At 70.7% G+C, this 21592-nt stretch carries 24 protein-coding genes; 21 read left to right on the plus strand and 3 right to left on the minus strand.

The window, feature by feature from the left end:
- Positions 1–11: 11 nt before the first annotated feature.
- The 9 genes from AC1PME_RS15240 to AC1PME_RS15280 all read left to right on the plus strand — a co-directional run bounded on the left by AC1PME_RS15240 (position 12) and on the right by AC1PME_RS15280 (position 8781).
- Complete coding sequence (locus AC1PME_RS15240) at positions 12–1412, plus strand: condensation domain-containing protein (protein WP_481096330.1); 1401 nt, start codon at positions 12–14, stop codon at positions 1410–1412.
- A gap of 34 nt (positions 1413–1446) precedes the next feature.
- Entirely contained in the window at positions 1447–2928 is a 1482-nt protein-coding gene (locus tag AC1PME_RS15245; RefSeq protein ID WP_481096331.1) for a GMC oxidoreductase, read from the plus strand.
- Between the two features lie 13 nt (positions 2929–2941).
- Positions 2942–4189, plus strand: coding sequence for an aminotransferase class III-fold pyridoxal phosphate-dependent enzyme (locus AC1PME_RS15250; protein WP_481096332.1), 1248 nt, complete (start codon positions 2942–2944; stop codon positions 4187–4189).
- Complete coding sequence (locus AC1PME_RS15255) at positions 4186–5520, plus strand: endonuclease/exonuclease/phosphatase family protein (RefSeq protein ID WP_481096333.1); 1335 nt, start codon at positions 4186–4188, stop codon at positions 5518–5520. Before AC1PME_RS15250 ends, AC1PME_RS15255 begins: the two co-directional genes overlap by 4 nt.
- Before the next feature lie 358 nt (positions 5521–5878).
- The gene (locus AC1PME_RS15260) at positions 5879–6241 is read left to right on the plus strand and encodes a roadblock/LC7 domain-containing protein (RefSeq protein WP_254458776.1); all 363 of its coding nucleotides are present in this window, start codon (positions 5879–5881) and stop codon (positions 6239–6241) included.
- 9 nt (positions 6242–6250) lie between these two features.
- Entirely contained in the window at positions 6251–6751 is a 501-nt protein-coding gene (locus tag AC1PME_RS15265) for a PAS domain-containing protein (protein ID WP_481096334.1), read from the plus strand.
- A complete protein-coding gene (locus tag AC1PME_RS15270) occupies positions 6748–7503 on the plus strand; it encodes a PhnD/SsuA/transferrin family substrate-binding protein (protein WP_481096335.1) in 756 nt (251 codons plus the stop codon). The genes AC1PME_RS15265 and AC1PME_RS15270 overlap by 4 nt, the downstream gene beginning before the upstream one ends.
- 7 nt (positions 7504–7510) lie before the next feature.
- A complete protein-coding gene (locus tag AC1PME_RS15275; protein ID WP_481096336.1) occupies positions 7511–8152 on the plus strand; it encodes a hypothetical protein in 642 nt (213 codons plus the stop codon).
- A complete protein-coding gene (locus AC1PME_RS15280) occupies positions 8149–8781 on the plus strand; it encodes a hypothetical protein (RefSeq protein WP_481096337.1) in 633 nt (210 codons plus the stop codon). Before AC1PME_RS15275 ends, AC1PME_RS15280 begins: the two co-directional genes overlap by 4 nt.
- 436 nt (positions 8782–9217) lie before the next feature.
- On the opposite strand, the gene purT is transcribed toward AC1PME_RS15280, so the two are convergent.
- Entirely contained in the window at positions 9218–10405 is a 1188-nt protein-coding gene (purT, locus tag AC1PME_RS15285; RefSeq protein ID WP_481096338.1) for a formate-dependent phosphoribosylglycinamide formyltransferase, read from the minus strand.
- 192 nt (positions 10406–10597) lie between these two features.
- Between purT and AC1PME_RS15290 the strand changes: the two genes are divergently transcribed.
- The 12 genes from AC1PME_RS15290 (at position 10598) to AC1PME_RS15345 (ending at position 19284) form a co-directional block, all read left to right on the plus strand.
- On the plus strand, positions 10598–11749 hold the full coding sequence (locus tag AC1PME_RS15290; RefSeq protein ID WP_481096339.1) for an aromatic ring-hydroxylating oxygenase subunit alpha: 1152 nt from the start codon (positions 10598–10600) through the stop codon (positions 11747–11749).
- Positions 11739–12365, plus strand: coding sequence for a DapH/DapD/GlmU-related protein (locus AC1PME_RS15295; protein WP_481096340.1), 627 nt, complete (start codon positions 11739–11741; stop codon positions 12363–12365). Before AC1PME_RS15290 ends, AC1PME_RS15295 begins: the two co-directional genes overlap by 11 nt.
- 363 nt (positions 12366–12728) lie before the next feature.
- Positions 12729–13601 carry an SPFH domain-containing protein gene (locus AC1PME_RS15300; RefSeq protein WP_254458783.1) on the plus strand — a complete coding sequence of 291 codons (873 nt, stop codon included), beginning with the start codon at positions 12729–12731 and terminating at the stop codon, positions 13599–13601.
- 7 nt (positions 13602–13608) lie between these two features.
- Positions 13609–13905 carry a hypothetical protein gene (locus AC1PME_RS15305; RefSeq protein ID WP_254458784.1) on the plus strand — a complete coding sequence of 99 codons (297 nt, stop codon included), beginning with the start codon at positions 13609–13611 and terminating at the stop codon, positions 13903–13905.
- Positions 13902–14081 (plus strand): type II toxin-antitoxin system antitoxin, encoded by a 180-nt coding sequence (locus tag AC1PME_RS15310; protein ID WP_160962812.1) that lies wholly within the window; start codon positions 13902–13904, stop codon positions 14079–14081. The genes AC1PME_RS15305 and AC1PME_RS15310 overlap by 4 nt, the downstream gene beginning before the upstream one ends.
- Positions 14078–14254 carry a DUF4177 domain-containing protein gene (locus AC1PME_RS15315; RefSeq protein ID WP_254458785.1) on the plus strand — a complete coding sequence of 59 codons (177 nt, stop codon included), beginning with the start codon at positions 14078–14080 and terminating at the stop codon, positions 14252–14254. Before AC1PME_RS15310 ends, AC1PME_RS15315 begins: the two co-directional genes overlap by 4 nt.
- A 1-nt stretch (position 14255) precedes the next feature.
- Positions 14256–15557 (plus strand): alpha/beta hydrolase, encoded by a 1302-nt coding sequence (locus AC1PME_RS15320; protein WP_481096341.1) that lies wholly within the window; start codon positions 14256–14258, stop codon positions 15555–15557.
- Positions 15558–15601: 44 nt separating this feature from the next.
- Entirely contained in the window at positions 15602–16144 is a 543-nt protein-coding gene (locus AC1PME_RS15325) for a hypothetical protein (RefSeq protein ID WP_481096342.1), read from the plus strand.
- Between the two features lie 251 nt (positions 16145–16395).
- A complete protein-coding gene (locus tag AC1PME_RS15330) occupies positions 16396–17214 on the plus strand; it encodes an APH(3') family aminoglycoside O-phosphotransferase (RefSeq protein ID WP_481096343.1) in 819 nt (272 codons plus the stop codon).
- Positions 17215–17319: 105 nt separating this feature from the next.
- Positions 17320–18129 (plus strand): M15 family metallopeptidase, encoded by an 810-nt coding sequence (locus tag AC1PME_RS15335; protein WP_481096344.1) that lies wholly within the window; start codon positions 17320–17322, stop codon positions 18127–18129.
- Complete coding sequence (locus tag AC1PME_RS15340) at positions 18126–18722, plus strand: hypothetical protein (protein WP_481096345.1); 597 nt, start codon at positions 18126–18128, stop codon at positions 18720–18722. Before AC1PME_RS15335 ends, AC1PME_RS15340 begins: the two co-directional genes overlap by 4 nt.
- Before the next feature lie 121 nt (positions 18723–18843).
- A complete protein-coding gene (locus tag AC1PME_RS15345) occupies positions 18844–19284 on the plus strand; it encodes a hypothetical protein (protein ID WP_307551780.1) in 441 nt (146 codons plus the stop codon).
- Between the two features lie 193 nt (positions 19285–19477).
- On the opposite strand, the gene AC1PME_RS15350 is transcribed toward AC1PME_RS15345, so the two are convergent.
- Together AC1PME_RS15350 and AC1PME_RS15355 are read right to left on the minus strand one after the other, a co-directional pair.
- Positions 19478–19849: a DUF423 domain-containing protein gene (locus tag AC1PME_RS15350; RefSeq protein ID WP_481096346.1), complete on the minus strand. Its 372-nt coding sequence runs from the start codon at positions 19847–19849 to the stop codon at positions 19478–19480.
- A gap of 101 nt (positions 19850–19950) precedes the next feature.
- Positions 19951–21105, minus strand: a complete 1155-nt coding sequence (locus tag AC1PME_RS15355) for a polyketide cyclase (protein ID WP_307551782.1) — start codon at positions 21103–21105, stop codon at positions 19951–19953.
- Between the last annotated feature and the right edge of the window lie 487 nt (positions 21106–21592).

Consider the following 21592-nt stretch of genomic DNA (forward strand, 5'->3'; position numbering starts at 1 on the left):
GTCCGATCGCCATGCGGATCATCGACCTGCCCTCCATGCGACTCCCTGCGGGCCACCTCACCGTCTGGCGGGTGTGCGACGGCACGGCGCCTCGAAACGCATGGACGCACGACCCGCGCCGCGCTTCGCACGCGCAGGAAGCGGCCATCAGGTACATGCGCGAGGAAGCCAGCCAGGGCAGGCGACCGCCGTCATGGCTGGGCTGCCTCTTCGATCTTCCCGCCGCACTCGATCTGCGCGCCTTCGCGGCGGCGCTGCGCGCATGGATCGACCGCCACGAAGTCCTCCGCAGCCAGCTCGGCCCGCGTTCCCGCACTGCCGCGGGCTGCGACCTGCAACGCACCACGCTGCCGGTCGGGAACGCCCGCGTGCACGCCAGCGAGGCCGGCATGTTCGCGGACGCCGCGGCACTGGGGCAGTACCTGGAGCAGTTGTTCGACAGCGAGGTCGGTCCGCTCGCGTGGCCCGGCTACCTCGCCACCAGCATCGCGCACGCGGCGTCCACCACCGTCTGCATCGCCCTGGACCACACCCTGGTGGATGGCTACTCACTTTTGCAGATTCCCCAGGAAATCCACACGCTTTATGCCGCAGCCTGCGCTACCCGCGAAGCCTCCACCGTCGCTGCAGGCGCCCCCTTGCCGAGCTACCTGGATTTCGCCGAGGCCGAACGGGCGGCGGCCGACGCCTTGACCGTTGACCATCCCCACATCCTGCGCTGGCGGCGGTTCGTGACCGACGGCAAAGGGGCGCTACCCGCGTTCCCGCTGCCCGTGCGCAATCCGGACGGCTGCGCCGCCGCACAGCCCAGCGGATACGCCGACCTGCTGGACGCCGCATCCACGCGCGCATTCGAATGCGCTTGCCGAACAGCAGGAGGCGATTCCTTCTCCGGCGTGCTCGCCTGTCTGGCGCTAGCCAACCTGGAAATCGCCGGCTCGCCCGAATTCAGCACCATGCTGCCCTTCAACACGCAGCCGCCGCCGCGGCGTCCGTCCCTGGGCTGGTATGTGGGCATGGGCCCGGTGACGTTCGCCCTGGAGCCGGCCGGCGGCTTCGAGCAGGCCGTGCGCTGCGCGGCGGCGGCCCTCGACGGCATCAAGGCGCTGGCGCAGATTCCGATCCCGCGCGTGATGGAACTGCTGGGCCAGCCGTTGCGCGATCCCTTCATGGTGTCCTACATGGATCTGCGCCTGATCGGCGGCGCCCGTCACTGGAACGCGTGGAACGCCGTCGCGCTGCGCAGCCGCATCACGGACCCCGAGGAGGTCTGCCTGTGGATCATGCGCACCCACGACGGCCTCAACATCAGCTACCGCCATCCAGCCAACGCAGCGGCGGACGCCATCGTCGCCGACTACGTAGCCCGCAGCAAACGCATTCTCGCCTGCGTGGCCGATACCACGCACTAACCCAGCATCACCATCCCGGCAGGAGAGCTTGCCCGTGGTCGACATCAGACACATCGCTGCAGCGCGCACCCAGTACTCGAGTTTCGACGCGGTGATCGTCGGTTCGGGCCCGTCCGGCTCGATCGTGGCCAGAACGCTGGCGGAACGAGGCTGGCGGGTGGCGATCCTGGAATATGGCGGCCTGGTGTCCCCGGGCACCATGCTCAGGCCGTATCAGGCCGCCTACAGCAAGGCGTTGACCTCAGACGACTGCGCCGACGGCAATCCCTGGACCGCCTGCTGCGTCGGCGGCGGGATGCAGTTCTATGACGCGATCATGCTCCGCTACCGACCGTCGGACCTGGCCGCCTCGCAGTATCTGACGACGGACATGCAGGTCGATTGGCCCATCACGATCCAGGATCTGGAGCCCCACTATCGCGAGATCGAGAGGCTGCTGGGCATCTGCGGCACCGACGGGTTCTCGCCCTACCCCGCCAGCCCGCGCGGGCTGATGCTGAGCCAGGCGATGCAGGATCTCGGCATCCGCTCGAAGAGCGTACCGCTGGCGATCCGCCCACCGGGGACCAGCAGAGGATGCGTCGAATGCTCGGCATGCGACGAGTTGACCTGCCCGACGGATGCCAGGGCATCCGTGCTGGCGCGAGACATCCTCGACGACACCGGGCTGCCGGGAAGCATCTCGGTCCTGTACGGATGTTTCGCCAACCGGATCGAGGTTCTCGGCGATGGCCGCGCCAACGCCATCGAATGCTATGTTCCGCTGTCGTCCGAGCTGATCCGCATCCCCGTCGCCCGGGTCATCGTCTGCGCCAACGCGATCCAGACCACGGCGCTGCTGCTGCGCTCGAGGAGCCGGCACTCGCCGGAGGGAATCGGCAACGACGCAGGACTCGCCGGCCGCGGACTCTCGTTCAAGGTCAGCGGCTATTCCGTGGGATTCATGCGCGAGAGCACGGCGCCCTGCGCGTTCGCGCCCCACCGCGGGCCGCATGCGACCGTCTATACCGATGCGTTCTACGAGCACGACGCCGCGCCCTGCGGATTCGGCGGCATCATTTACGAATCGAACTATTCGCCCCCGAACAAGAACGTCGGCCTCATCCGCCTGCACTACATCGCCGGAGACGAGCCGTGGTCGTACAACCGGGTCTTGCTCGACGACACCGTCGACGCCGACGGCATCCCGTACATCCGTTTCAGCTACGAGAATTCCGAGAACGACTGCGCACGCATCAAGTTCCTGGCTGAACGCGCGGAAGACATCCTGCGGCGCAGCGGCGCCGCCCGTATCGAGCGCGAGCTGTTTCTCAACAGGAAAGGGCGCGCACATTTGCACGGCACCCTGCGCGCTGGTCACGACGCGCGGACTTCCGTCGTGGACAGCAACGGCAAGGTCCATGGATTCACCAATATCCACGTGATGGACGGTTCGGTCATGAACTTCCCCGGCAACAGCAACCCGACCCACACCATCATGGCCAACGCCAGGCGCATGGCGCAGTCGCTCTGCTAAGGAGAAACATCGCATGTCCACTCGCAGCACTGCCGCGCATCTTGCCGAATGGGAGCGCGAAACCCGATCGTCCATCGTGTTCCGCTCCGCGACCGGGGCGATGGCGGAGGACATCAACGGCAAGATCTACCTGGACATGACCTCCTGCAGCGGCGCATCGCCGTTGGGGAGTAACCATGCAACGTTCAGGACCAGGTTCGCCCGCGCGATGGAGCGGCACACCGACATCCTGCCGTCGCCGGTGAGCGAGCAAAGGCAGCTGCTCGCCCGCAGGATCTCCGCCATGTTTCCCGACACGCCCAGGGCGTTCTTCCTCAGAACCGGGTCCTGCGCGACCGAGGCCGCGATCCGGATCGCCCGGCATCGCACCGGCAAGCCGCTGATCCTCAGCGCCGGTTTCCACGGCTGGCACGACAGCTTCCAGCAACGCCCGTGGGCAGACGAAACGCCGGTCGTCGATCCGCACATCCACGACTTCCAGTACGACCTCGACCTGCTGGCGCGGCAGCTTGCCGACAACGCGGGCACTGTCGCGGGCGTTTTCTTCACCCCCGAACCGTCGGCGTTCCCTCCGCAACTGCTCCAGGACGTCGCCGCGATGGCGCGGTCGCACGGGGCATTGCTGATGGTCGACGAAGTGCTGTGCGGACTGCGCTACGCCGATGGCGGGTATTGTCGCCGGCATGCGGTGAACGCCGATCTCATCACCATCGCCAAGGGACTCGCGCAAGGCATGGGTCTTTCCGCCGTGGTCGGCACCGAGGATGCGATGCGGGGCGCGGACCGGGCCTATCTCGGCAACACGTTCCTGCGCGAGAACCGGGCCTTCGTGGCGGGCAACCTGACCCAGGACATCTTCGAGGAGGCGGACGTCATCGCCCGCATCGCCGACAATGGCGCAACCCTCAAGAGACACGTGCAGGCTGGCTTCGACAGTTGCGGCGTGGCCGCTCGGGTGCTGGGCAACGAAGCCATGTTCGATGTCGTGCTGCCGTCGCGCGCGCACGGCAGGCTGTTCGCCCACGCGTGTCTGAAGCACGGCATCTATGCCGGCTACCCGGGAAAGTACATGAGCAATGCGGCCATGGACGATGCGTTCTTCGCCGCATTGCGGCCGGCGCTGCAGCGGACGCTGGAGGACTATCGCCAGCACGCGGACCTGGACGCGCAGGTCACCGATGCCGCCATCGTCGATTACTGCGCGCAGGCATTCCGCGCCACCGCCGACGCCTGCCTCTGCCACCGGCGTCACTGGGCATGACGCGGGAAGTGCGGCCCGCGCGGCGGCGCCCCCCCCGGGGCGCCGATCCGGCCCGGGCCGCCATCGTGCGGACATGCCGCACGTGCGAAACTGGGCGGATGAAACCCCACCTGCTCCTGCTCGCCCTGACCCTGCTGTGCGGCGCCTGCGCGCACACTGCTCCTACCGCTCACCCGATGACCGACGCCGCCGCGCCAGCCGCCACGACGCTGCGGCTGGCCACCTACAACACCTCGCTCAATTCCGACGAACCCGGCGGGCTGATCGCCGCGCTGCAGGGCGACAGCGCACAGGCGCGCAAGATCGCCGCGGTGCTGCAACAGGTGCGCCCGGACCTGGTGCTGCTCAACGAGTTCGACTACGACGAGGCGCACCGCGCCGCCGACCTGTTCGAGCAGCGCTACCTCGCGGTGCCGCAACCGCACGGCGGCGCGGCGCTGCGCTACCCCTACCGCTACCTGGCGCCGGTCAACACCGGCGTGCCCAGCGGCCTGGACCTGGACAACGACGGCCACGTCGGCGGCGAAGGCCGCGCGCGCGGCAACGACGCCTGGGGCTACGGCCTGCATCCCGGCCAGTACGGCATGCTGCTGCTGTCCAGGTATCCGATCGACACCGCGGCGGTGCGCAGCTTCCGCCTGCTGAAGTGGAGCGCGATGCCCGACGCGCTGCGCCCGGTCGATCCGGCCACCGGCCGCTTCTTCCACAGCGACGCGGTGTGGGCGCAGTTGCGGTTGTCGTCGAAGTCGCACTGGGACGTGCCGGTGCGCACCCCGCTGGGCGTGCTGCATGCGCTGGTGGCGCACCCGACCCCGCCGGTGTTCGACGGCGCGGAGAAGCGCAATGCGGCGCGCAACCACGACGAACTGCGCGTGTGGCGCGAGTATCTGGACGACGCCGGCAGCGGCACGGCGCGCTGGCTGTGCGACGACGCCGGCCGCTGCGGCGGGCTGGCCGCCGATGCGCAGTTCGTGATCCTCGGCGACCTCAACAACGACGTCATCGACGGCGACGGCCGCCACGATGCGATCCGCGCCCTGGTGACGCACCCGCGCGTGCTGCAGTCCCCCGCCCCGCGCAGTACCGGCGGCGAGGAGACCACGCGCGCCTATGCGGCCAACGGCATCGCCCACCGCGGCCCGCCGCAGCAGGTCACCGGCGATTTCGGTCCCAAGTCCGGCACCATGCGCCTGGATTACGTGTTGCCGTCGCGCAACTTCCGCTACCTGGACAGCGGCGTGTTCTGGCCGGCGTCCAGCGATCCCGCCGCGGCCATTGCCGACGGCAGCGACCATCACCTGGTCTGGGTCGACGTCGCCGCAGGGCCGTAAGCGCAGGCAAAAAATCGCCGCGCGCATCGCGCCGCGGCCAGTGCAGCACACCAGCGGCGGCCCATCGACCGCCGCGTTTTTTTCGACCGGCCGGTACGCACCGCACCCGTCGCCCGCTACCGCGCACGGCGCGACAGCACGCGCAGGGGCTTGCTCCCATCACGGCAGGGGCTTCACCCCGGCACGCAGTGCCTCGGCCATCCTCGGAACCGAAGCGCCTGCCCACCGCTGACCTCCGCCGAACGCCCGCAGCCGGGCCAGCGCCGGCCACGGCCTTGATCCAGATCAAGGGCAAGCCCGCGCCGACGCGGTCCAATGCCTCCCGCACCCACTGGGGATGCGCAAGCGGAAGGCGAGCATGCGAACGCAACAGTTGCAACAGGCACTGGAGGGACTCAACGGCGCCACGGCCGATATCGAGGCCTCGGCGCTGATCTCCCTGGACGGGCTGATGATCGCCTCGGCGATGCCGCAGGGCATGGACGAGGACCGGGTCGGCGCGATGTCCGCGGCGCTGCTCGCGCTGGGCGAGCGCAGCGCGCGCGAACTGGCGCGCGGCGCGCTGGAACGGGTGCTGGTGCAGGGCGAACTCGGCTACGTGATCATGAGCGCGGCCGGCCGCGAGGCGGTGCTCACCGTACTCGCCAAGCCCAGCGCCAAGCTCGGCCTGGTGTTCCTGGACATCAAGCGCGCCGCGCAGGCGCTGCAGCAGATCCTGTAGGGGGCCGCCATGCCGCTGCCGCCGATGGATCCACCGCACGAGCCGCACCGCAGCACCGAGCTGCGCTACCACGACGGCAGCCGCCGCATGGTGTACTGGAGCGAGCGCGAGGTGGCCTATCCGGACGGGCGCCTGATCGTCTCGCGTACCGACCTGGACGGCGTCATCACCCACGCCAACGACGCCTTCGTCGAACTCAGCGGCTGGCCGCGGGAGGTGCTGATCGGCGCGCCGCACTGCATCCTGCGCCACCCGGACATGCCGCGGCGCGCGTTCCGCACGCTGTGGGACACCGTGCTGGCCGGCGAGAAGTGGCACGGCTACGTCAAGAACCTGCGCCGCGACGGCGCCTGCTACTGGGTCTACGCCACCGCCTTGCCGAACGTGCGCGGCGGCCGCGTGGTCGGCTTCACCTCGGTGCGGCGCAAGCCCTCGCTGCGGCGCATCGAGGCATTGCAGCCGCTGTACGCGCAATGGCTGCAGGACGAACGCGCGGAGCCGCCGGCATGAGCTGCACGTTCCTGATCGCGCCGGACTTCGCGCCCGAATGCTTCGGCGGCTGGTACCTGCTCAGCACGGTGCTGCAACGACGGGCCGGCATCGGCCTGCGCCTGCTGATGCCGGCCGATGCCGCCGAACAGCGGCAGTGGCTGGACGGCGGCGGCGTCGACCTGGTGTACGCCAGTCCCTTCGACGCCAGCGCCTTGATCCGCGAACGCGGCTACCTGCCGTTGGTGCGGCCGCGCGGACGCGCCGACGAGGTGGTGATCGCGACCGCGGCCGAGGCGCCGGCGCGCTGCGTGGAAGACCTGCCCTACGGCTGCCGCATCGCCTTGACCGGCAACCACGACGTGCGCCTGATCGGCCTGCGCCTGCTGGAACCGGCCGACCTGGAGCCGGAACGCATCGCCTGGCGCCCGGCCAGCAGCTACGCGGCGGTGGCGCGGCGACTGCTGGAGGGCGAGGCCGACGCCGGCCTGTTCCTGGCCGCCGCCTACCACGGCCTGTCGCGGCTGACCCGCGAACGCTTGCGCCCGCTGGTGGAAAGCGCGCTGTGCGACATCGGCCACGTGCTGCTGGCGCATCCGCGCCTGGGCCCGCAACTGCCGGCGTTGCGCGATGCCCTGCTGACGCTGGGCGATGCCGCGCACCGCGACGACCAGGCGGTGCTGGACGCGCTGGGCCTGGAACACGGCTTCGAGGCGATGGCCACCGAGGACGCCGAATTCATGATCGACCTGATCGACACCTTGCTGGACTGAGGCGCCCATGCCCACGCCTGCCGCCTGCGATCCCGCCCGCCTGGTGATGCGCACCCATGCCCGCGCCCTGCTGCGCGACCCGCGCGACGCCGCCGCGCACCTGGCGCGGCTGCACGCGGCACTGCAGCTGCACGACAACGAGCCGACCCAGGGCGTGCTCGCCGACCTGTTCGTGGCCCTGCCGCGGCACGACACCGCCCTGCGCCAGTTGGCGTTGCAGATGGCCGCAGCGCACCTGGCGCCGCACGTGGCCGAAGCCTTCCAGCGCCACAGCCAGGGCCACGCGCTGCTGCCGATCAACGCCCTGGCCACGCGCTGGAGCGTGCTGGCGCGGCCGTCCGCCGACGTGCCGGCGCGGGTGCGCCGGGCCAGCCCGGACCATTCGCGGCGGATGGTGCGCGAGGTGGTGGACGCGCTGTGCGACGGCACGCCGCTCGCCGCGGCACGCTGCGAACGCGAATTCCTCGACTACTGCATCAGTTGCCAGGACAAACTCGCCTTCATGCTCGCCACCCGCGAACTGCGCCGCCATGCGCTGGCCCTGGGCGACTGCTGGGACCGCACCGCGCGCTGGCTGCAGCAGCGCGAGCCGCTGGGCGGCCGCAGCGTCGACGCCCTGTCCTTTTCCAGCGCGAGCGCACCGCGATGACCGCCCCCGACCCGACCGCCGAACCGACCTGGCTGATGCCGACCCCGCACGGCGTGCTGCATGGCTTCGCCAGCGCCACCCCCGACCGCATGCAGCGCGCGCTGCAACTGCTGCTCGGCGCGCACGGCGCGCTGTCGCTGCAGGAATGGCGCCAGCGCGTGGGCGGCGACGCGCCGCGACTGCTGCAGGAAGCGCGCGAACAGCAGTGGGTGCAACTGCTGCGGCGCGCCGTCCCCGGCCCGGAGATCCGCCTGGACGATTTCGCCCAGCACGTGATCGCCCCGCTCTCGGCCGAACGCCGCGCGGTACTGGCCTCCGACAGCGGCTTCTGCCTGGGCCATGCCGGCCTGGACCAGGAACAGGCCGAGACGCTGAGCGTGGCCGCCGCCGACTTTTCCGGTTTCGCCCAGCGCCAGGCCGCGCGCGGCTGGCACGGCGCGCAGCGCTACGTGGCGTTCTACAGCGAGCCGCAGCTGCTGCTGCCGGACTGGTCGTTCGTGCCGTTCTGGGTCGACGGCGCCGGCTACTGGCTGGTGCTGGGCGGCGAGGCCCTGCTCAACAACCTGGCGATGGTGGAACTGGTGTGGAGCATCCGCCTGGCGGCGGCACGGTTTGCGCCGCCGGCCTAAAAGCTGGGAATGGGGAAACGGGAATGGGGAATGGGAAGCGGGTCCGCGCTTGGACCCGCGTTCCCGATGCCCGACCTTCTAGGCGTCCAGGTCGATGATGAGCGCCGCGGCGGCGTCGCGGGCGGTCTGGCGTGCCTGTTCGATGTCGGCGCCGCGGGCCAGGGTCACGCCGACGCGAAGGCTGGGAGTGGGGAAACGGGAATGGGGAATGGGGAAGCGGGTCCGCGCTTGGACCCGCGTTCCCGATGCCCGACCTTCTAGGCGTCCAGGTCGATGGTGAGCGCCGCGGCGGCGTCGCGGGCGGTCTGGCGTGCCTGTTCGATGTCGGCACCGCGGGCCAGGGTCACGCCGACGCGAAGGCTGGGAGTGGGGAAACGGGAATGGGGAATGGGGAAGCGGGTCCGCGCTTGGACCCGCGTTCCCGATGCCCGACCTTCTAGGCGTCCAGGTCGATGGTGAGCGCCGCGGCGGCGTCGCGGGCGGTCTGGCGTGCCTGTTCGATGTCGGCGCCGCGGGCCAGGGTCACGCCGACGCGGCGGTGGCCGTGCACGCTGGGCTTGCCGAACAGGCGCAAGGCGGTGTCCGGGGCCTGCAGCGCGGCGTCGACGTTGCCGAAGCGCGGCACGCCCTCGCCGTGCGCCAGCAGCGCGCACGAGGCCGACGGGCCGTTCTGGCGGATCGCCGGAACCGGCAAACCGAGGATCGCGCGCGCATGCAGGGCGAACTCGCTCAGTTCCTGCGACACCAGGGTGACCAGGCCGGTGTCATGCGGCCGCGGCGACACTTCGCTGAACCAGACCTCGTCGCCCTTGACGAACAGTTCCACGCCGAACAGGCCCCAGCCGCCGAGGTCGTCGGTGACCGCGCGGGCGATGTCCTGCGCGCGCTGCAGGGCCAGCGCCGACATCGGCTGCGGCTGCCAGCTCTCGCGGTAGTCGCCGTCCTTCTGCCAATGCCCGATCGGATCGCAGAACGCGGTGCCGCCGGCATGGCGCACGGTCAGCAGGGTGATTTCGTAGTCGAAGTCGATGAAACCCTCGACGATGCAGCGGCCGGCGCCGGCGCGGCCACCGGTCTGCGCGTATTCCCAGGCCGCATCGATGTCGGCGGCGCTGCGCAGCGTGCTCTGGCCCTTGCCGGAGGAGGACATCACCGGCTTGACCACGCACGGCAGGCCCACCGCGGCGATCGCCTCGCGGTACTGCTCGGGCGTGTCGACGAAACGGTACGGCGAGGTCGGCAGGCCCAGGGTCTCGGCGGCCAGGCGGCGGATGCCTTCGCGGTCCATGGTCAGCCGCGCCGCGCGCGCGGTCGGGATCACCCGTTGGCCGAGGTCGCGCTCCAGCGCCACCAGCGTCTCGGTGTGGATCGCCTCGATCTCCGGCACGATCAGGTGCGGCTGTTCGCGCGCGATCAGCTCGCGCAGCGCCATCGCGTCGAGCATGTCGACCACGTGACTGCGGTGCGCGACCTGCATCGCCGGCGCGTCGGCATAGCGGTCCACCGCGATCACCTCCACGCCGAAGCGCTGCAGTTCGATCGCCACTTCCTTGCCCAGCTCGCCGGAGCCGAGCAGCAGCACGCGGGTGGCGGAAGCGGACAACGGAGTTCCCAGAGTGACCATGGCGGCGGCGCCTGCGCGAAGAGGGGAGCGTATTCTAGCGGCCGCCGCCCCGCGCCGGCATCGGGGCGGCCGTGCCATCGCCGGCGCGCAGCGAGGTGCTATCTTCTGCGGCGACCCTGGGGATGTCGCCATGCACCGACACACTGCCAAACACCGCCACGGCGCCTGCCGCCGCCAGCCAGAGGCGCCTGCATGCACTCGCTGATGCCGGCCGAGGCTTATATCGACGAAACCTGGTTCGCCCGCGAGCGCGAGCAGTTGCTGCGCCCGCTGTGGCAGTTCGTGGCGCCGCGCATGCTGCTGGACAAGCCCAATGCCTTCGTGCGGCGCTCGGTGTGCGGGGTGGACGTGGTGGTGCAGAACATCGACGGCGAACTGCGCGCCTTCGACAACCTGTGCCTGCACCGGCAGAACCCGCTGCAGCAACAACCGCAGGGCGTGCGCCCGCTGGTCTGCAGCTACCACGGCTGGCGCTACGGCGCCGACGGCGGCGTGGACAACATCCCGTTCCATGACGACGCCTACCGCCTGGCCCCGGAGGCGCGCGCCTGCCTGCGGCTGCGCCGCTTCGCGGTGGCCTGCATCGGCAAGCTGGTGTTCGTGAACCTGTCGGACGCGCCGATGCCGCTGGAGACGCAGTTCTCGCTGGAGGCGCTGGAGATGCTGCGCGCCGCCTCCGAGCAGTTCGACGACGAAGTGCTGGTGGCGACCTTCGAGGCCGACTTCAACTGGAAGCTGGCCTACGAGAACCTGCGCGACGCGCTGCACCCGCGCTTCGTGCACCCGCGCACGCTGGCGCAGCAGGTCAAGTTCCAGGTGCAGATGGACGATGCCGGCATCGCCGAGGCGCGCCGCTACCACGCCGAGGGCAGCGCCTCGCGCGAGGCGCATCTGGCGCGCCTGCGCGATTTCAGCAGCGGCGGCCTCAACGAGCCGCTGCTGGCGATGGCGCACTACCCCTGGCATGCGCACGTGGAGCGTTTCGGCAACGACGACTGGTATCTGAACTGGCTGCTGTACCCGAACCTGCACATCGCCTCGGGCTCGGGCGGCTACTCCTTCATCATCGAGCACCACCAGCCGGTGTCGGCGCAGCGCACCGACCTGCTGGTCTACTACGTCACCGCGCGCAAGAAGCACCGCTACCCCGGCTCCGACGCGGTGTTGCTGGGACACCTCCATGGCGCCGAGAAGGTGCTGCGCGAGGACATCGAGATCATGGAGCAAGTGCAGTCGGGCCTGCGCGCCGGCGCCCCGCGCGCGGTGCTGGGCGACTACGAGCACGCCAACATGCAGATCGAACGCTGGTACATGGACGTCATGGAGGGCCGCCATGTCCTCTGAGAAGTATGTGGTCGGCAGCGGTGCGCTGCTGCGCTGGGCGCTGGCGGCCTGGGCCGAGGCGGCGCCGGAGTGTGTGCTGCATCCGGTGGACGTGGCCCAGGGCAAGGACTACCGCTTCGACCTGGACGCGCTGCACGCGCTGGCCGACAGCGGCGCCACCGCCTTCGTCGCCTGGGGCGCGCAGTTCCTCAACTTCCGCCGCCAGGAACTGATGGGCGAACTCAAGGCGCGCGGCTTCAAGATGCCGCCGCTGATCTGCCGCGGCGCGCAGGTGGCGGCCAGCGCGCGCGTCGGCGAGAACTGCGCGATCGGCGCCGGCGCCCTCGTCGATGCGCACTGCGAGATCGGCTTCAACGCCTGGATCGGCGCGGCGGCGGTGCTGGAATCGGCGGTCAAGGTCGGCGCCTCGGCGTGGATCGAGGCCGGCGTGACGCTCGGCGCGGAGGCGCAGATCGGCGCCCAGGCCACGCTCGGCCGGCAGGTGGACATCGGCCCCGGCGTGCGCATCGGCAAACGCTGCCAGATCGAGATCCCCGGCCGCTACCGCAGCGACATCGCCACCGGCACCCACCATCTCAGCGGCTTCCGCACGCCGGTGCTCATCGTCAACGGCTGAGTGGGCCGCTTGCAGCGGCCGGGATTGGGGAATCGGGATTGGGGAATCGCAAAAGCGCTGGATCGGCGCCGGCGTGACAGCGCGCGGCCGATGCATTCGCACCGGCCGACGCCCGCCAAGCCGACATCCCGGCCGCAGCCGCATGACGTTCCCATCTCTCGCGCCCCCCCCTCCTGCTCCTCGACAGCGGCTGACGCGCGCAGCCACCGGAATGGAAGCACGGATTCACAAAGCTCTCCTTGAAGCAATCCGACCCATGGACCCGCTTCCACGATTTCCCATTCCCGATTCCCCACTCCCCGCCCCTTGCAACCTGATATCAATTTGATATCGTTTAGTCCAACCACCCAAGGACGTCCCGCCATGAAAGAGCAGCCCCGCCCCTCCCTGCCCGGCATTCCGATGATCGTGGGCCTGGTCCTGGTGTTCGTGGCCGGCGCCGGCGCGATCATCGCCACCGGCGCGCTGCAGCCGTCGGCGATGCCGTGGACCCTGCTGGTCGCGATCCCGGTGCTGGCCGTCGCGCTGTTCCTGGTGGTCGGCCTGTACGCGCTGGAACCGAACCAGGCCGCGGTGCTGAGCCTGTTCGGCCGCTACGTCGGCACGGTCAAGGACCCGGGCCTGCGCTGGAACAACCCCTTCTACGCCAAGCGCAAGGTCAGCCAGCGCGTGCGCAACTTCGAGAGTGGCCGGCTCAAGGTCAACGAGCTGGACGGCAGCCCGATCGAGATCGCCGCGGTGATCGTGTGGCAGGTGATGGATGCGTCGGAGGCGGTCTACAACGTCGACGACTACGAGAGCTTCGTGCACATCCAGTCCGAGGCGGCGCTGCGCGCGATGGCCACCAGCTATCCCTACGATCAGCACGAGGACGGGCAGATCTCGCTGCGCAGCCATCCCAACGAGATCAGCGAACAGCTCAAGCGCCACCTCGACGAGCGCCTGACCCAGGCCGGCGTGGACGTCATCGAGGCGCGCATCAGCCACCTCGCCTACGCCCCGGAAATCGCCCAGGCGATGCTGCAGCGGCAGCAGGCCAACGCGGTGATCGCCGCGCGCACCCGCATCGTCGCCGGCGCGGTGGGCATGGTCGAGATGGCCCTGGCCGAACTGCAGAAGAACGGCGTGGTCGCGCTGGACGAGGAGCGCAAGGCGCACATGGTCAGCAACCTGCTGACCGTGCTGTGCTCGGACCGCGGCACCCAGCCGATCGTCAACGCCGGCTCGCTGTACTGAGGTGTCGATGAGCCTGCATGCCGCCATCGCGCCGCTGGCGCTCGCCCTCTCCGGCCTGCCGGCCCTGGTCATCGCCGCCTGGGTCGGCGGCAAGGACGACGCGCGCGCGCGCGGGCTGGGCCTGCGCTGGGCGCTGATCGGCCTGGCGATCCTGCTCGGCGCGGCGGCGCTGTACTGGACCGGCGGCCAGCGCGCCGGCGTCTATGCGGTGGCGATCGCACTGCTGCTGACGGTGAACGCGCTGATCGTGTCGATGCTGCTGCACCTGCGGCGCAGCGACGCCGCGCGGCGGGAGCGGCCATGAGCGAGAAGAAGGCCTATCCGCTGCGGATCAACGCCGACGTACTGGCGGCGGCGCAGCGCTGGGCCGACGACGAGCTGCGCAGCCTCAACGCGCAGATCGAATACGTGCTGCGCGACGCGCTGCGCAAGGCCGGGCGGCTGCCCAAGCCGCGTGACGACAAGGAGCCCGAATCATGAGCAAGCGCTGGGAATACCTCACCCTTGAAGCGAAGACCACGCTGATGCTCGGCCTGAAACTGGACGAGCTGCAGGCCGACTTGAACAAGCACGGGAAGCTCGGCTGGGAACTGGTCAACGTCCTCGCGCTGCCGGGCACCAAGCCGCTGCTGATGTTCAAGCGCGAGCTCTGAGATGCATCCGCATCAGTGCCTCGCAGTTGCACTGGCGGCGCTGGCGGCGGCGCCACAACAGACCGCCAGCGCACTGCTGGATCGCCTGCAGGCCGGCGACCTCGCCGCTGTCGAAGCCGAGTTCACGCCGGCGATGGCCAAGGCGCTGCCGCCCGAAACGCTGGCCGCGGCTTGGCGCACGCTGTCCGCGCAACTGGGCCCGCTGCAGCAGCGCGGCCCGGTCAGCGAACGCCAGCAGCAAGGGCTGCGCGTGATCGAACAGCGCCTGCAGTTCGAGCGCGGCGCGCTGCTGGCGCATGTCTCGATCGATGCGGACGGCAAGATCGCGGGCCTGCTGTTCACCCCCGCGCCACCGCCGGCCGCGCCAGCGCCTCCCGCCGACGCCGGCTTCACCGAACAGGCATTCGCGGTCGGGCCACTGCCGGGCACGCTGGCACGACCGGCGGGCAAGGGCCGGTTCCCGGCCGTGGTGCTGGTGCACGGCTCGGGCCCGCAGGATCGCGACGAGACCATCGGCCCGAACCGGCCGTTCCTGGACATCGCCCGTGGCCTGGCCGCCCAGGGCATCGCGGTGCTGCGTTACGACAAACGCACCTTCGCGCTGCCGCAGAGCGTTGCCGGACGCATGGACGATGGTTTCACCATGGACGACGAGACCACCGACGACGCCGTCGCCGCGGTGGCGGCGCTGGCACGCACGCCCGGCATCGACCCTGCGCGCATCGTGGTGATGGGCCACAGCCAGGGCGGAATGCTCGCGGCCCGCATCGCACGCCGCTCCGGCAAGACCGCCGGCATCGTCCTGTGGGCGGCCCCGGCGCGGCCGCTGCTGGACCTGCTGATCGAGCAGAACCGCTACCTGCTGCGCCAGGAGCATCCGCCGTCGCCGCAGCGGCAGGCCGCGCTGGCCGAGATCGAGCGCCGCGTGGCCAAGGTGCGCGGCGATGGCGAGGTCGCGCGCAGCGATTCGCCGTTGGACGTGCCCGCCGCCTACTGGCGCGCGTTCGACCGGATCGATCCGGTCGCCGACGTCAGCGCGCTCGCGCAGCCGGTGCTGTGGCTGCAGGGCGAGCGCGATTTCCAGGTCACCGCGCCGGACTGGCAGCGGTGGCAACAGGCGTTGGCGCACGATCCGCATGCCACCCTGCACCGCTACCCCGCACTGAACCACCTGGGCATCGCTGGCAGCGGTGCGCCGGGACCGGGCGAGTACGCGACGCCCGGCCACGTCGACCCGGCCTTGATCGCCGATGTCGTCGCCTGGGTCCGCGCCTTGCCCGCCAGCCGGGGCGCCGCGCCATGAGCCGGCGGCGATCCACATCGCCCTGCCCGGCACGACAGTATCCGGTGTCGCCGGCGCATCGGCTGGGCCTGGCGCTATGGCTGTGGCTGCCACTGCTGCTCGTGGCCGTGGTGATCGGCGCCTTCGCACTGCATTCGGCGCGGCCCGGCGCGCGCTGGTGGCATGTCGGGCTGCTGGCATCGATCGGCGTGGCCGGCACCGCCACCTTCGCGCGGCAGCGCGTGCTGCTGCACGACGGCCTGCTGGAGGTGCGCGCCACCTTCCTGACCCGCCGCGTACCGCTGGCCGCACTGCGCCTGGAGGCCGCGCGCGTGCTCGCGCTGTCCGAGCACACCGGCTTCAAGCCGGCGTTGAAGCTGCTCGGCTTCGGCTATCCGGGCTTCCACGCCGGCGACTACCGGACCCGCGACGGGCACAAGGCGTTCTGCCTGATCACCGGCGATCGCGTCCTGGCCGTTCCGCTGGACGACGGCGGCTGGCTGCTGCTCAGCGTCGAACATCCCCGGCAGGTGCTGCAGGAATGGCAAACGCGCGCGCAGGAGCGTGGCGACGCAGACACGCGCAGCGCGGCCCGCCGCAGGGCGTGAGTCCGGCGTGCGCCGCCGCGTCGGTCGCCGTCGCGACCGGCCATCGCACAGGGCACGACACGCTGCGCGCGGTGCGGTACGTTCTGTCGGTCGGCACGAGCCCGTGCCCCGACCGCAAGGCCGCGCGTTCCGGCATGCACAGGCGATGGGCCGAACAGCAGCGCCCCTTGCCGTCGCCGTCAGTGACAGGTACAGCGACGACGAGGGCGGCGACCTCGCCCGCTCCACCATGCGACCTCCAGGAAGATCCGATGGACGACACGACGCCACGCGAGATTCCCACCAGCGCACCGGCGCTGCCGCCGACGCTGGCGGCGCGGCTGCACGGCCTGCACTGGCACCGCAATCTGGTCGGCGAAGCCGGCGCCCAGGTCTACCGGCTCGGCGGCGTCGGCACGCCGGATCTGTATCTCAAGCGCGGCACCGGCGCCGCGCACGACGAGGTGGTCGACGAATTCGCCCGGCTGCACTGGCTACGCGCGACGGGCGACGTGCCGCGCGTGCTGCATTTCGAGGCCGACGCCGCCGGCGCCTGGCTGCTGAGCGAAGCGCTGCCGGGCAAGACCGCCTACCAGTGGTTGCAGGAGGCGCCCGCACAAGCGGAGCGCATCGTGCAGGCGCTGGGCGGTTTCCTGCGCCGCTTCCACGCCACCCCGATCGATACCTGTCCGTTCGACACCCGCCACCCGCTGCGCCTGTCCGCGGCGCATCGCCGGCTGCGGGCGGGCCTGGTCGACACCGAGGACTTCGACGCGGCGCGTGCCGGCTGGTCGGCGGAGGCGGTCTGGCAGGCGATGAACGCGCTGTTGCCGCTGGCCAGCGAACGCGTGCTGTGCCACGGCGACTATTCGCTGGACAACATCCTGCTCGACGCGCCGGACCGCGTCGTCGGGGTGATCGATCTCGGCCGCGCCGGGGTCGCCGATCCGTACCAGGACCTGGCGATCCTGGCCAACTGCCTGGACGAGTTCGGCCCGGAACTCAACGCCCCCTTCTTCGCCGCGTACGGCATCGCCACGCCGGACCCGCAGCGGCTGCAGTTCCACCAGTTGCTCGACGAGTTTTTCTGAATCGCGTCCGCCCCCGGCGCATCGTGTGTGGCACGGCCGACGCCGGCGCCGGCCGGATCGCCCACGCGACTGGCCGCCCGCGCGGCTTGGCTCTACCCTGTGCCGATGCGCACCGTTCCCCGCCTGCTGCTCAACACCGAGACCATCGAACTGCTGCCGGCCGCGCGGCTGCGCGCGCGCAGCAACGCCGACGCGCGCCAGCTCGCGCAGGCCACCTGGCTGCTGCGGCGCAAGCACGACGGGCGCTATCTGGCGACGGCGAATGCGCACGGGATGCAGGCGCTAGTGCCACGGCTGATGCACGAACCCGGCATCGACGCCGCACTGGATCGGCTCGACGCGCTGCCCGCACGCGGCACACCGGACGGCGCCGCGGCCTGGTTGCCGCTGCACGCGCTGCATGAGCGGTTGGCGCTGCTGGGCCTGGCCGCCGACAGCTACGCACAGCGCACCGGGCTGCCGCTGCAGCCGGAACCGGCCACCCTGCACGCGGCCGGCGACGACCGCTACCGGCGCCCGCTGTGGCTGAGCGCCGGCGCCGCACGCGCCTGGCACGCGCTGCGCCATGCCGCCGCGCGCGATGGCGTGGTGCTGGAGGCGATCTCCGGCTATCGCAGCCACGCGTATCAACTGGGCATCTTCGCGCGCAAGTTCGCCCGCGGGCAGACCCTGGAGCAGATCCTTGCGATCAACGCCGCGCCGGGCTTCAGCGAGCACCACAGCGGGCACGCGCTGGACATCGGCACGCCCGGCGAGGCGCCGGCCGAGGAAAGCTTCGAGCGCACGCCCGCCTTCGCCTGGCTGCGCGAGCACGCCGCCGGCTTCGGTTACCGGATGAGCTATCCGCGCGACAACCCGCATGGCATCGTCTACGAACCCTGGCACTGGTGCTGGCAGGAGGCCGCTTGCGCATGATCCGTTCCGACATACCCCGGCCGCGCGCCGGCATCGCCGCCTGGCGGGCACTGGCCGTGCTGGCGCTGGCGCTGCCGGCCTGCGCCGCTGCGCAATGGCACGATCCGCAGGGCCAGGCCTGGCCCGACAGCGCCGAACGCGGGCACGACAAGGCCTTCGCCGCCGCACTGCAGATCGCCGACGATGCCGACTTCGCCGCGTTCGCGCAGGAATGGGGGCAGACCGAACCGGCGCATGCGCCCACCCTGCGCACGATCGCGCGTGCGCGTCGCGGCCAGATGCTGCGGGTGGCACTGCTGTATTCCGGCTGCGCGCCCAGCCCCAACAACGGCGGCGCCTGCGATGCGCAGATGAGCCTGCGCGTGCTGGGCCCCGATGGCGGCACCACCCTGCAGGATCCGATGCGACCGCTGGGCATGGGCGGCCCACCGGCCGCCGCCGGCCTGCTGGAACTGGCGCCGCTGTCGGTGCAGCTGCGCTTCGAGGACAGCGACCCGCTCGGCACCTACACCGTGCAGGTCACGGTCAACGATCCCAGCCAGGACGCCTGGGTGCGCCTGCGGACGCAGGTGGAGCTGGTCGACAGCGACTGAGCCGCCTGCGGATGACCGGGTGGGCGTTGGCCGCGGCCACACCCGGCCGCCCGCGCTGTGCGCCACGACGTTTCGGCAGCACACGCCGTCAGGGATGTTTCACCGACACATGGAGGCTGCAATGTCCGAAAACCCCTATGCCACGCCGCAGGCGCAGAGCGCACAGACCGCACTGCGTCCCGCGCAGGCGCCCTCTCCCATCCTGCGCAAGATCGCCGCCGGCTGGATCGTCGGCGGCCTGATGACCACGTTCAACCTCCTGCTGAGCATCCGCGCCGTTGCTGCCGGCGATTCCGTCAAAGCCCTGATCCACTGCACCAGCATGCTGATGATAGGGGCGCTCGCGTACGGCACCTACCGCAAGAGCCGCATCGCCGCATGCCTGCTGCTCGCCTCCTACGTTCTCGCACGCATCGTCCATCTCGTTGCCGGCAACGCCGATGGCCTGGGCATCGCCGCGCTGGTCGCCTTGGCCTATCTGAGCGCAGCGTGGGGCACCTTCCAGTACCACCGCTGGCTGCAGCAGGAGCGGCGCTTCCCGGCGGCGCACCGCCCCGACTGAGCGACGGCCCGCTGTTCCGCGCGGCCTCAGGGACGTCCGCGCGCCCCGCCCCACCACCGCGGACACGACCGCGCCGGCCCCCGGCGCCACGCGCCAGGGCAGGTGCGCACCGCAGCGCATGGCGACACCGCCGCCTACGCGCGCTCGCCGCTACGCTTCGCCCACTGTTGTGCTGCGCTGACGCGACCGGGACTCAGCGCCGCAGCGCATCCATCGCCCACAGCAGCCAGCCCAGCATCAGCGTGGTGCCGCCGATCGGCGCCAGCCGGGTCGGCCACTGCGCCAGCGCATTGCCGGCCAGGCTGCCGGAGAACAGCAGCGTGCCCAGCAGCAACAGCCACAGCCCGCTGCGCCCCAGCAGGCGCTCGCTGCGGCGGCCCAGCGCCGCCAGCGCCACGCCGTGGCCGAAGGCGTACAGCGCCGCGGTCTGCAGGTGCGATTGCGCCAAGGGCTCGGCCACGCCGTGCGAGGCATAGGCGGACAGGCCGATGGACACGGCCGCGAGCAGTGCGCCGGCGCTGCACAGCCAGAACGGCCCGCGCGTACGGCGATCGAAGGTCAGCATGTGCGTTTCCTCCGGGACGCGGCAAGGTTTGCCGCCCCATAAACAGAACGCGCCGCAAGATGCGGCGCGTTCCGGTTTACACGTCCACCACGGGGCAGGACTTACTTGATCGCCCAGTAGATGTCGTAGGTGCCTTCCGGCGTGAACGCCTTGTCCACCCCGCCCTTCCAGGCTTCGTACGGACGGTCGGTCACGTCGTAGCCGCTGGTGGCGGCCCAGGCACGCAGCGCGTTGCGCGCCGCATCCAGGCCCGCCATGTGGCCGGTGTAGCTGGCGAAGGCGGAGCGGTGCGCCTGGGTGCGCACGTAGGTCACCGGGGCGCCCTGCGGGATGGTCACCTTCAGCGGCTCGCCAGCGGCGGCAACCGGGGTGGCATCGGCCGGCGCGGCGGCCGCGGCGTCGTCCTTCTTCTCATCCTTCTTGGCGTCGTCCTTCGCGCCGCCGGCACGCTTGCGCACCGGCTGGGCGACGTCGAACGCATACTTGTCGGCGCCGAAGTCGGTGGTGACGATGCGCACCGGACCGGCCGCTTCCAGGCCGTTGGCGTCCATCACCCGCTTGATCCACTCCTGGTTGTCCTTGATGGACTTCTTGATGGAGTCGTTGTCGCGGTCGATGTTGCCGGCGTTGACCACCAGCAGGTCCTCGGCCGGGACCTCGACGACCTTCAGGTCCTTCAGCGGGGTATCGTCGGAGCGGTAGTCCACGTTCGGCACGGTGGCCAGCACGTTGGCCAGGCGCGACAGGCCCAGCTTGATGTCGTCGCCGACATGGCGGCTGACGTACAGGCCGGCGTAACGACCCAGCAGGTCCCAACCGTACTTGACGGAGTAGTCCTGGGTGATCTTCACGTTGCGGCCGTTCTTGCCGGTCGGCTCCAGCTTGAAGGTGGTGGTCTTGTCCTTGCCCTTGGTCTCGTCCTCGATGGCGATGACCACGTCCTTGTTCTTCTCGGTCGAGGTGATGGTCCAGCTACCCTTGCCGATGTAGCCCTCCTTGGAGCTGTAGTCCAGGCGCGCGCCGACGCCGGATTCCGGGCCGGAGAGCTTCAGCTCGATGCGCGGGTCGCGCAGCACCAGGGGGTTCCAGTCCTTGAACCGACGCAGGCTGTTGACCGTGTCATAGACGATGGTCATGCGCCGATTGGTCTCGACGCTTTCGGACATGTGACGCTCCGAGGGCAGCACCAGGCCAACAATGACGAACAGGCCAACCACGATCCCCAGGGCGATCAGGAACTCGATAATACGGGTCATTCAGGAGGTCTCCGGGGCCGATCCCACGGCCGGGTTGATGAAGCGAAGCGCCCATCCTAGCAGGCTTCGCCGTCCGTGGTCAGCACATCACGGAATGCCGCATCGCCCCGTGCCGCAACGGCCTGGCGCCATGCCGGCAACGGCGGTGCGCACCGGGCCAAGGGCGACCAGACCATTGTCCTGGCGACGGCACCGGACAGGCGCACGCACCCCGCCCTTCACCGCATCGGAGCCAGTCCCGGCGGCCCCGCGGCGGGCGCAAGCACGACCTGCCGACCCGCGCCCCGGGCCAGACCATTGCATTGCGGTGCGCGGGCTCGGCGCGCTCACGCCGCCCCTCACCCGAGCCGCGCCGTCGTCCAGGACCCGGCCGGGCCGCGCGCGATCGGTCCCGTCAGACCGGTCAACCTGTCCCGTTCAGACCACCCGCGCGCAAACGCCCGGCGCGCTGCGCCGGGCCGGGCCGGGCCGGGCCGGGCATCCTGTC

The sequence above is a fragment of the Xanthomonas sp. NCPPB 901 genome (genome assembly GCF_056725085.1).

Excerpts from the sequence above, each read along its gene's own strand:
- AC1PME_RS15330 (WP_481096343.1), top strand. The coding sequence starts at position 16,396 with ATGGACGACACGACGCCACGCGAGATTCCCACCAGCGCACCGGCGCTG.
- AC1PME_RS15250 (WP_481096332.1), top strand. The coding sequence starts at position 2,942 with ATGTCCACTCGCAGCACTGCCGCGCATCTTGCCGAATGGGAGCGCGAA.
- AC1PME_RS15315 (WP_254458785.1), top strand. The coding sequence starts at position 14,078 with ATGAGCAAGCGCTGGGAATACCTCACCCTTGAAGCGAAGACCACGCTG.
- AC1PME_RS15260 (WP_254458776.1), top strand. The coding sequence starts at position 5,879 with ATGCGAACGCAACAGTTGCAACAGGCACTGGAGGGACTCAACGGCGCC.
- AC1PME_RS15295 (WP_481096340.1), top strand. The coding sequence starts at position 11,739 with ATGTCCTCTGAGAAGTATGTGGTCGGCAGCGGTGCGCTGCTGCGCTGG.
- AC1PME_RS15335 (WP_481096344.1), top strand. The coding sequence starts at position 17,320 with ATGCGCACCGTTCCCCGCCTGCTGCTCAACACCGAGACCATCGAACTG.
- AC1PME_RS15305 (WP_254458784.1), top strand. The coding sequence starts at position 13,609 with ATGAGCCTGCATGCCGCCATCGCGCCGCTGGCGCTCGCCCTCTCCGGC.
- AC1PME_RS15280 (WP_481096337.1), top strand. The coding sequence starts at position 8,149 with ATGACCGCCCCCGACCCGACCGCCGAACCGACCTGGCTGATGCCGACC.
- AC1PME_RS15275 (WP_481096336.1), top strand. The coding sequence starts at position 7,511 with ATGCCCACGCCTGCCGCCTGCGATCCCGCCCGCCTGGTGATGCGCACC.
- AC1PME_RS15265 (WP_481096334.1), top strand. The coding sequence starts at position 6,251 with ATGCCGCTGCCGCCGATGGATCCACCGCACGAGCCGCACCGCAGCACC.
- AC1PME_RS15320 (WP_481096341.1), top strand. The coding sequence starts at position 14,256 with ATGCATCCGCATCAGTGCCTCGCAGTTGCACTGGCGGCGCTGGCGGCG.
- AC1PME_RS15255 (WP_481096333.1), top strand. The coding sequence starts at position 4,186 with ATGACGCGGGAAGTGCGGCCCGCGCGGCGGCGCCCCCCCCGGGGCGCC.
- AC1PME_RS15345 (WP_307551780.1), top strand. The coding sequence starts at position 18,844 with ATGTCCGAAAACCCCTATGCCACGCCGCAGGCGCAGAGCGCACAGACC.
- AC1PME_RS15270 (WP_481096335.1), top strand. The coding sequence starts at position 6,748 with ATGAGCTGCACGTTCCTGATCGCGCCGGACTTCGCGCCCGAATGCTTC.
- AC1PME_RS15310 (WP_160962812.1), top strand. The coding sequence starts at position 13,902 with ATGAGCGAGAAGAAGGCCTATCCGCTGCGGATCAACGCCGACGTACTG.
- AC1PME_RS15355 (WP_307551782.1), bottom strand. The coding sequence starts at position 21,105 with ATGACCCGTATTATCGAGTTCCTGATCGCCCTGGGGATCGTGGTTGGC.
- AC1PME_RS15290 (WP_481096339.1), top strand. The coding sequence starts at position 10,598 with ATGCACTCGCTGATGCCGGCCGAGGCTTATATCGACGAAACCTGGTTC.
- AC1PME_RS15350 (WP_481096346.1), bottom strand. The coding sequence starts at position 19,849 with ATGCTGACCTTCGATCGCCGTACGCGCGGGCCGTTCTGGCTGTGCAGC.
- AC1PME_RS15340 (WP_481096345.1), top strand. The coding sequence starts at position 18,126 with ATGATCCGTTCCGACATACCCCGGCCGCGCGCCGGCATCGCCGCCTGG.
- AC1PME_RS15240 (WP_481096330.1), top strand. The coding sequence starts at position 12 with ATGCGGATCATCGACCTGCCCTCCATGCGACTCCCTGCGGGCCACCTC.
- AC1PME_RS15300 (WP_254458783.1), top strand. The coding sequence starts at position 12,729 with ATGAAAGAGCAGCCCCGCCCCTCCCTGCCCGGCATTCCGATGATCGTG.
- purT (WP_481096338.1), bottom strand. The coding sequence starts at position 10,405 with ATGGTCACTCTGGGAACTCCGTTGTCCGCTTCCGCCACCCGCGTGCTG.